This window comes from Cysteiniphilum sp. (assembly GCF_057495195.1).
In genome coordinates this window covers 1-6,208 of record NZ_JBXTEF010000119.1, presented here as the reverse complement: position 1 = coordinate 6,208, position 6,208 = coordinate 1, and the positions used below count along the sequence as shown (strand labels likewise).

The 6,208-nt window shown below is 39.3% G+C and carries 5 protein-coding genes; 4 read left to right on the top strand and 1 reads right to left on the bottom strand.

The window, feature by feature from the left end:
• Positions 1-196: 196 nt before the first annotated feature.
• Entirely contained in the window at positions 197-1,318 is a 1,122-nt protein-coding gene (locus tag ACY10D_RS10405) for a tRNA nucleotidyltransferase/poly(A) polymerase-related protein (protein WP_487000668.1), read from the bottom strand.
• A 98-nt stretch (positions 1,319-1,416) separates the two neighbouring features.
• On the opposite strand from ACY10D_RS10405, the gene msbA reads away from it, so the two are divergent.
• The 4 genes from msbA (at position 1,417) to ACY10D_RS10385 (ending at position 5,858) form a co-directional block, all read left to right on the top strand.
• Positions 1,417-3,177 carry a lipid A export permease/ATP-binding protein MsbA gene (gene msbA, locus ACY10D_RS10400; protein ID WP_487000667.1) on the top strand — a complete coding sequence of 587 codons (1,761 nt, stop codon included), beginning with the start codon at positions 1,417-1,419 and terminating at the stop codon, positions 3,175-3,177.
• Between the two features lie 12 nt (positions 3,178-3,189).
• On the top strand, positions 3,190-4,209 hold the full coding sequence (lpxK, locus tag ACY10D_RS10395) for a tetraacyldisaccharide 4'-kinase (protein ID WP_487000666.1): 1,020 nt from the start codon (positions 3,190-3,192) through the stop codon (positions 4,207-4,209).
• A 333-nt stretch (positions 4,210-4,542) separates the two neighbouring features.
• Positions 4,543-5,382 carry an amidohydrolase family protein gene (locus ACY10D_RS10390; protein ID WP_487000665.1) on the top strand — a complete coding sequence of 280 codons (840 nt, stop codon included), beginning with the start codon at positions 4,543-4,545 and terminating at the stop codon, positions 5,380-5,382.
• Positions 5,383-5,384: 2 nt separating this feature from the next.
• The gene (locus ACY10D_RS10385; protein WP_487000664.1) at positions 5,385-5,858 is read left to right on the top strand and encodes a hydrogenase maturation protease; all 474 of its coding nucleotides are present in this window, start codon (positions 5,385-5,387) and stop codon (positions 5,856-5,858) included.
• Positions 5,859-6,208 lie beyond the last annotated feature (350 nt).

Genomic DNA, 6,208 nt, shown 5'->3' with positions numbered 1-6,208 from the left:
AAGAAACAATGAATAGTTTCATTGTTTTAGCAAATGAGCGCCCAAAGACTCTGTCAAGGGCAGCTATTACCTGCAATTCAATCGCTCAAAGACGTCAAAAACTTCTATGACACCGAACACCGCAAAATGATTTACGCGCGGTATAAGATTGGATTTTATAGTTATTAATAGCAAAAAGCGAAGGCTTTATTTGCTCTTAATCGGGCAATTTGCTCTTGATTATTTCCTCGATCAGCTGTAATTGTAGCTTTATCACCGTTTTAGCAATCGTTTGCTTATTGCGAATATTTTTAAGTGCTAAACCATAATCATATTTGGTTAAGACTAGGTGAATTTTATCACCTAAGCATATATTAGATATGGCATGCGCTGAATGTTGATAAAGATGTCTTAGTGCATTCTGGAAATCATTAAATGCGGATTTATTGCGCAGCGCATCAATTGCTTTTAAGGTTTGTAATATTTCTTTTTCTGAATGCTGTTGTAATGTGCTGAAAAACCAATGATGGCGATAGAGTCTAAGGCTAAGTGTTTGAGTGCTTTTTGATGGTTTAAGTTCATTTAATACATCTAAAAGTGCCTGTTCGTTGTCTAAATGCACGAACAGTAAAGCAAACAAAATGTCATGATTTTCACATTGTAATTGAATCGCATCTAATAATGGTTTAAGTCTAGTTATAGGTAGTGTTTGTAAAGGTTTAAGAATATGCTCAAAGGCACCTAGTAGTTGTAATGTCGATAAGAAAACCTCGAAGTTTGCCGTGCTTAATGCGCGTATAAACTCCTGTAAAATGCGCTCGTGAGATAATGCTTCAAGCTCGTTATTGGCAATAATGGTTTGCATAAGTTTCAATGTTTCATCAGCAATGGTAAATCCAAGGTGATGAAGCTTGGCAGCAAAGCGTGCGACACGCAGCACGCGCAAAGGATCCTCACAGAAAGCATTACTAACATGGCGAAGCTTTTTGTTTTTGATATCTTCTTGACCATTAAAAGGATCGTGTAGTTGTCCATCTTCATCAATTGCCATAGCATTAATCGTGAGATCTCGTCGCTTTAAATCTTCAATCAATGACACTTCATCCGTGTTGAATGTAAAGGCTTGATAGCCATGACCTGTTTTTACTTCCGTGCGCGCTAGTGCGTATTCTTCGTGGGTTTCAGGATGTAAAAATACGGGGAAATGCTTACCTACTTGAATAAACCCAAGCTTGAGCATATCTGATTGTTTGGCATTAACCACAAGCCAGTCATGATCCGTGACAGGCAGGTCTAATAATTGATCGCGGACAGCGCCGCCGACTAAATACGTTTGCATGTTTATTGTAGCTTAAGCGAGCTTATTCTTTATGTTATCAGTAAATTTAGGTAAACTCTGTGACAATTTGGCTTCTTAAATAAAATAAAGATAAAAATATGCACGTTTCTGAAAATGCGAATAAGAAAACCTATAGTCTGTACAAAAGATTACTATGGGAAGTCAGATCGCTATGGCCGCTTTTACTCATTTCTGTTATCGGCAGCATTATCTATTCGGCGTGTGATGCCTATGCGATGTATTTGATTAAACCGTTATTAAATAAAGGCTTTACACCAACTGGGGGTGAGTTTTTAAAGGGCATCGCTTTGGTGTTTTTACTTTTGTTTACTTTGCGTGGTGTTGGCTCGTTCTTATCATCATTCTTTATGGGTAAGCTTGGTGCGCAAGTTGTTTATCGCTTTCGCAAACGAATGTTTGGTAAGTTTTTAGATCTGCCCGCGCACTATTATGATAAAACTTCATCAGGTAAATTACTCTCTAAGCTTTTATATAACGTCGATCAGGTAACCAGTGCGACAGGTTCTGCGATTATCACTGTCGTGCAAGATGGCACTTTTGTCATTGGACTGATCATTGTGATGGTCGTAACTAGTTGGCAGTTATCAATTACAGTGATTGTTGTTGCGCCTTTTCTTGCAGTTTTTATCACATGGATCAGTAAGAAGTTTCGTCATTATAGCCGTAATACCCAATCAGCGATGGGTTCAGTAACACACTTTGCCGAAGAAGCATTGATTAACTACAAGGAAATCCGCGTCTTTGGTGGACAAAAATATCAACTGCAAAAGTTTGATCACAACCTAAGCTATACCTATCGCCAGCAAATCAAAACCTTGATGCTTGATGGTTTATCTTCACCGATTATTCAATTTATTGGTGCGATTGTTATTGCGGTGATTTTGTTTATCGTCGCAACCTATGGCTTAAAAGAAGGTGGCTGGCTTGATGCTGGTGGTTTTGTTGCCTTTTTTGCGTCGATGATGGCGATTTTAAAACCGATTAAAAATTTAACCAATGTTAACTCAACCATTCAAAAAGCAATTGCAGCAACCGAAGATATCTTTGAAATCTTGGATGCGAAATCTGAAGAAGATAAGGGTGCTAAGCAATTATCACATGTCAAAGGGCAAGTTGAATTTAAAGATTTAAGCTTCTCTTATCCGGAGTCTCAGCAAGTGGTATTAAAACATATCAGCTTAATCGCAAAACCTGGGCAAACCATTGCTTTAGTTGGGCGCTCAGGTGGTGGCAAAACCACTATGGTGAACTTGTTGGCACGTTTCTATCAACCGACAAAGGGGCAAATTCTACTAGATAATGAGGATATGCAGTCTCTGACTTTAGCAAACCTGCGTAGTCATATTTCACTGGTGTCACAGCATGTTAATCTATTTGATGATACACTCTTTCATAATATCGCCTACGGTCGTGATGGCGAGGTTAGTGAGGAAGAAGTGATTGAAGCGGCAAAAGCTGCCAATGCTTGGGATTTTATTGAGAAGCTGCCTAAAGGCTTATATACCGAAGTTGGACAAAATGGTCTAAGTCTATCTGGCGGGCAGCGCCAACGTGTTGCGATTGCTCGAGCCCTTTTGAAAAATGCGCCAGTATTAATCCTCGATGAAGCAACCAGTGCATTGGATAATGAATCTGAGCGCATAGTGCAGCAGGCATTAGAGCGCCTAATGAAAGATCGCACGACGTTCGTTGTTGCCCATAGACTATCAACGGTCGAACACGCTGATCAGATCGTGGTGATGGATGGCGGTGAGATTGTTGAAATGGGAAGTCACCAAGCCCTATTGCAAAATGAAAACGGTTTATATTATCAACTTTATCATCAATCACTGCATTAAAGAGTCCAAGTGATGCAAAAGGATTGGTACACAGCGCATAAGACATGGCGCGCAATGATCTTGACACCGTTGTCGTGGCTTTTCTCATACATTGCTAAGAAGCGTAGAGTCAAGCTACAACAAAATTCATATCACAGTAAATTACCTGTGATTGTCGTTGGCAATATTGCTGTTGGTGGCACGGGTAAAACCCCTGTGGTGCAGGCCATTTGCCAACATTTAAAAAAGCAAGGTTATCATCCGGCGATTATTACCCGAGGCTATGGTGGCAAAGCGACACACTATCCTTTTATGATAGATGAGAGGTCGACAGCAAATATCTGTGGTGATGAGCCTTTTATGCTGTATCAATTATTACAAGATATTCCAATTATTATTTCGCCTAAGCGTGTTGACGCGATTCAATATATCGAAGAGAAGCTAAAAACGGTTGATGTCATTGTCAGTGATGATGGTTTGCAGCATTATGCGATGCATCGAGACATAGAAATTGCGGTGATTGATGGTCAGCGCCAATTTGGAAATGGTCAGTGTTTGCCAGCAGGCCCTTTGCGTGAGCCTATTACACGCTTAAAAGAAGTTGATATGATGATTGTCAACGGTGGTGGTAGGGCGAGCGTAAACAATAAAGCACAATATGATATGCAACTATTGCCACAAAGCTTAGTGAGTTTAGCGACAGGTCAACAGTTCGCTATTGATCAATTACTGAAGTCCATGGGGAGCACATGCTATGCTGTGGCAGGCATTGGTAATCCAAAGCGCTTTTTTAATACCTTGAATAATCTAGGCTTTATGGTTGAGGAGTATCCTTTTAAAGATCATCACCGCTTTACACTTGATGATTTTAAAACAATGGATGATGAAAAGCCTGTGATTATGACATACAAAGATGCAGTAAAATGCCAAGGCTTTGCCAAAGATAATTGGTATTATTTGGCAATATCACCTGAAATTGAAAAAGGATTCTTTGAGACATTAGATGAGAAACTCTCTCTGCTAGAGAGGGGAAAGGAGGGAGGAAAACTCTAACAGAGAAACTTGTTTAATCAGTTATTTTGGTTTTTTTGGCTTTGTAAATAAAACCTACTTGATCATAAAAATTTGTGGTTGATCTTTTTCGTTGTTAATCTTACTTTGACGGACGTAGTCGATATATAAGTCAAATAATTTCATAATATTCACCTCTTGGGTTGTGGTTTACTGGGGGTATCTACGCTCAAGAATAGCAGAAAAAAAATAATTTGCTGTTTCAATGGGGTATTGTCGTGTATCAAAACTGTTACAGCGTTGAGGCAGTAAACGCTGTAAAATGAGTTATGGTGAGTATAGAATACGAAAAACTTGAATTGATGGAGTATGGTTTTGCAGGCTATTGATACACATGTTCACTTTTGGGACTTAAATCAAAAGATAAATAGCTGGGTGTTAAATCAATCAAATGAAGCATTGAAGCACGATTTCTTGCCTCAGATGCTACAGCAGAAAATGCAGGATAAACTCTATGGTGCTGTACATATTGAAGCGCATGATAGTCGTATTGACACAGAGGTTGAAATCAAGTGGTTGATGGCAGTGGCGCAAAAATGCCCTGCAATTGAAATCAAACATATTGCTTATGTCGATATGACATTGCCAAAAACACAGTTTATTGCCAAGCTCGACAAGCTTAAGCAGTACCCGCAAGTCGTTGGCATTCGTCATATTCTAGCCTATGAACAAGGTGTTGATTACTGCCCTGAGTCTCAGGATCTATCAACATATCCCAATGTGATCGCTAATTTGCAAATATTAGCGGATTATAATCTTATTTTTGACTGCCAAGCCTACCCGCGACAGTTATTAAATCTTGCGTCATACCTTAAAGCATCACGTGTTAAAACAGCGATTGAGCATTGTGGTTTGCCATTATGGGGTAATGATGAGCAGCGTCAGCTATGGCAGCAAAGTATGCGAGTCTTATCTGAGGTTGAGAACGTTTCACTGAAATTATCAGGACTGCAAATCTTAGGACAGCTTGCGCATAGTAAAGCAATTATTGACTATACGATTGATTGTTTTGGTTACCAAAGACTCATGTATGCTTCAAATAATCCCGTGTGTTTTCGTGACAACCCACTTGAGTGGTTTGAAACACTGGATCAATTATGTGCAGGTAAAGGTGAGGTTTTTTGTGATAATGCATTAAGGTTTTATCGGTTTTAATAATGACGAGAAAACAAAAAACACTTGTTCTTGGTATTGGCTCGCCTTTTGGCGATGATCAATTCGGTTGGTTAGTAGCAAAAGAAATCAAAGAGATGCTCAAGAGTGGTCAACGTTTACATATCGATATTGAGATTGCCGATCGACCAGGTTTGAACTTATTACGTTTCTTAGAAAAAGACTATGCTCAAATCATTCTAATCGATGCAGTTAATGCGGGCGTTGAACCCGGTATGCAATTCACGCTACAGTCTCATGAGATTCTTGAGTTTAGTGGGTTCCTATCTTCTCATAATATTGGTGTCGCACCCTCTTTGGCACTGGCAAATGCGCTTAATATGCCGATAGATCATGTACTGTTTTATGGTGTGCAAGGAAAGCATTTATTTGTGAAGGATGATGTTTTATCGGATGCTGTGAAAAAGTCAGTGGGTAATATGGCACAGGTGATAACTCATCGATTGACTAAATCGTAGGGGCGTATTGTATACTCCCGAGAGTGGTATGCTTATACCGCTCACAAAACATTTTACAATATTTCTGCCGTCGAATTTCCTGCACTTTTGAGTGATTGTGTTTTACTAATAGTCCTAGCTATTACCTGCAATACAATCACTCAAAATCATCACAAACTTCTTTGACATCGAACACCGCAAAATGATTTACGAGCGGTATATAAAGGCTTCGATTTATGCTTAATCACTGAAGTTACGCACTTTTTCTATTTCAACACCCCGCCTCGCAAGCTTGGCACCCCTCTTGAAAAGCATAGGTTTATAGGGATCTTTTCTATTCATTTAATTCTTCTCCTTGTAAAGTCTGAAAG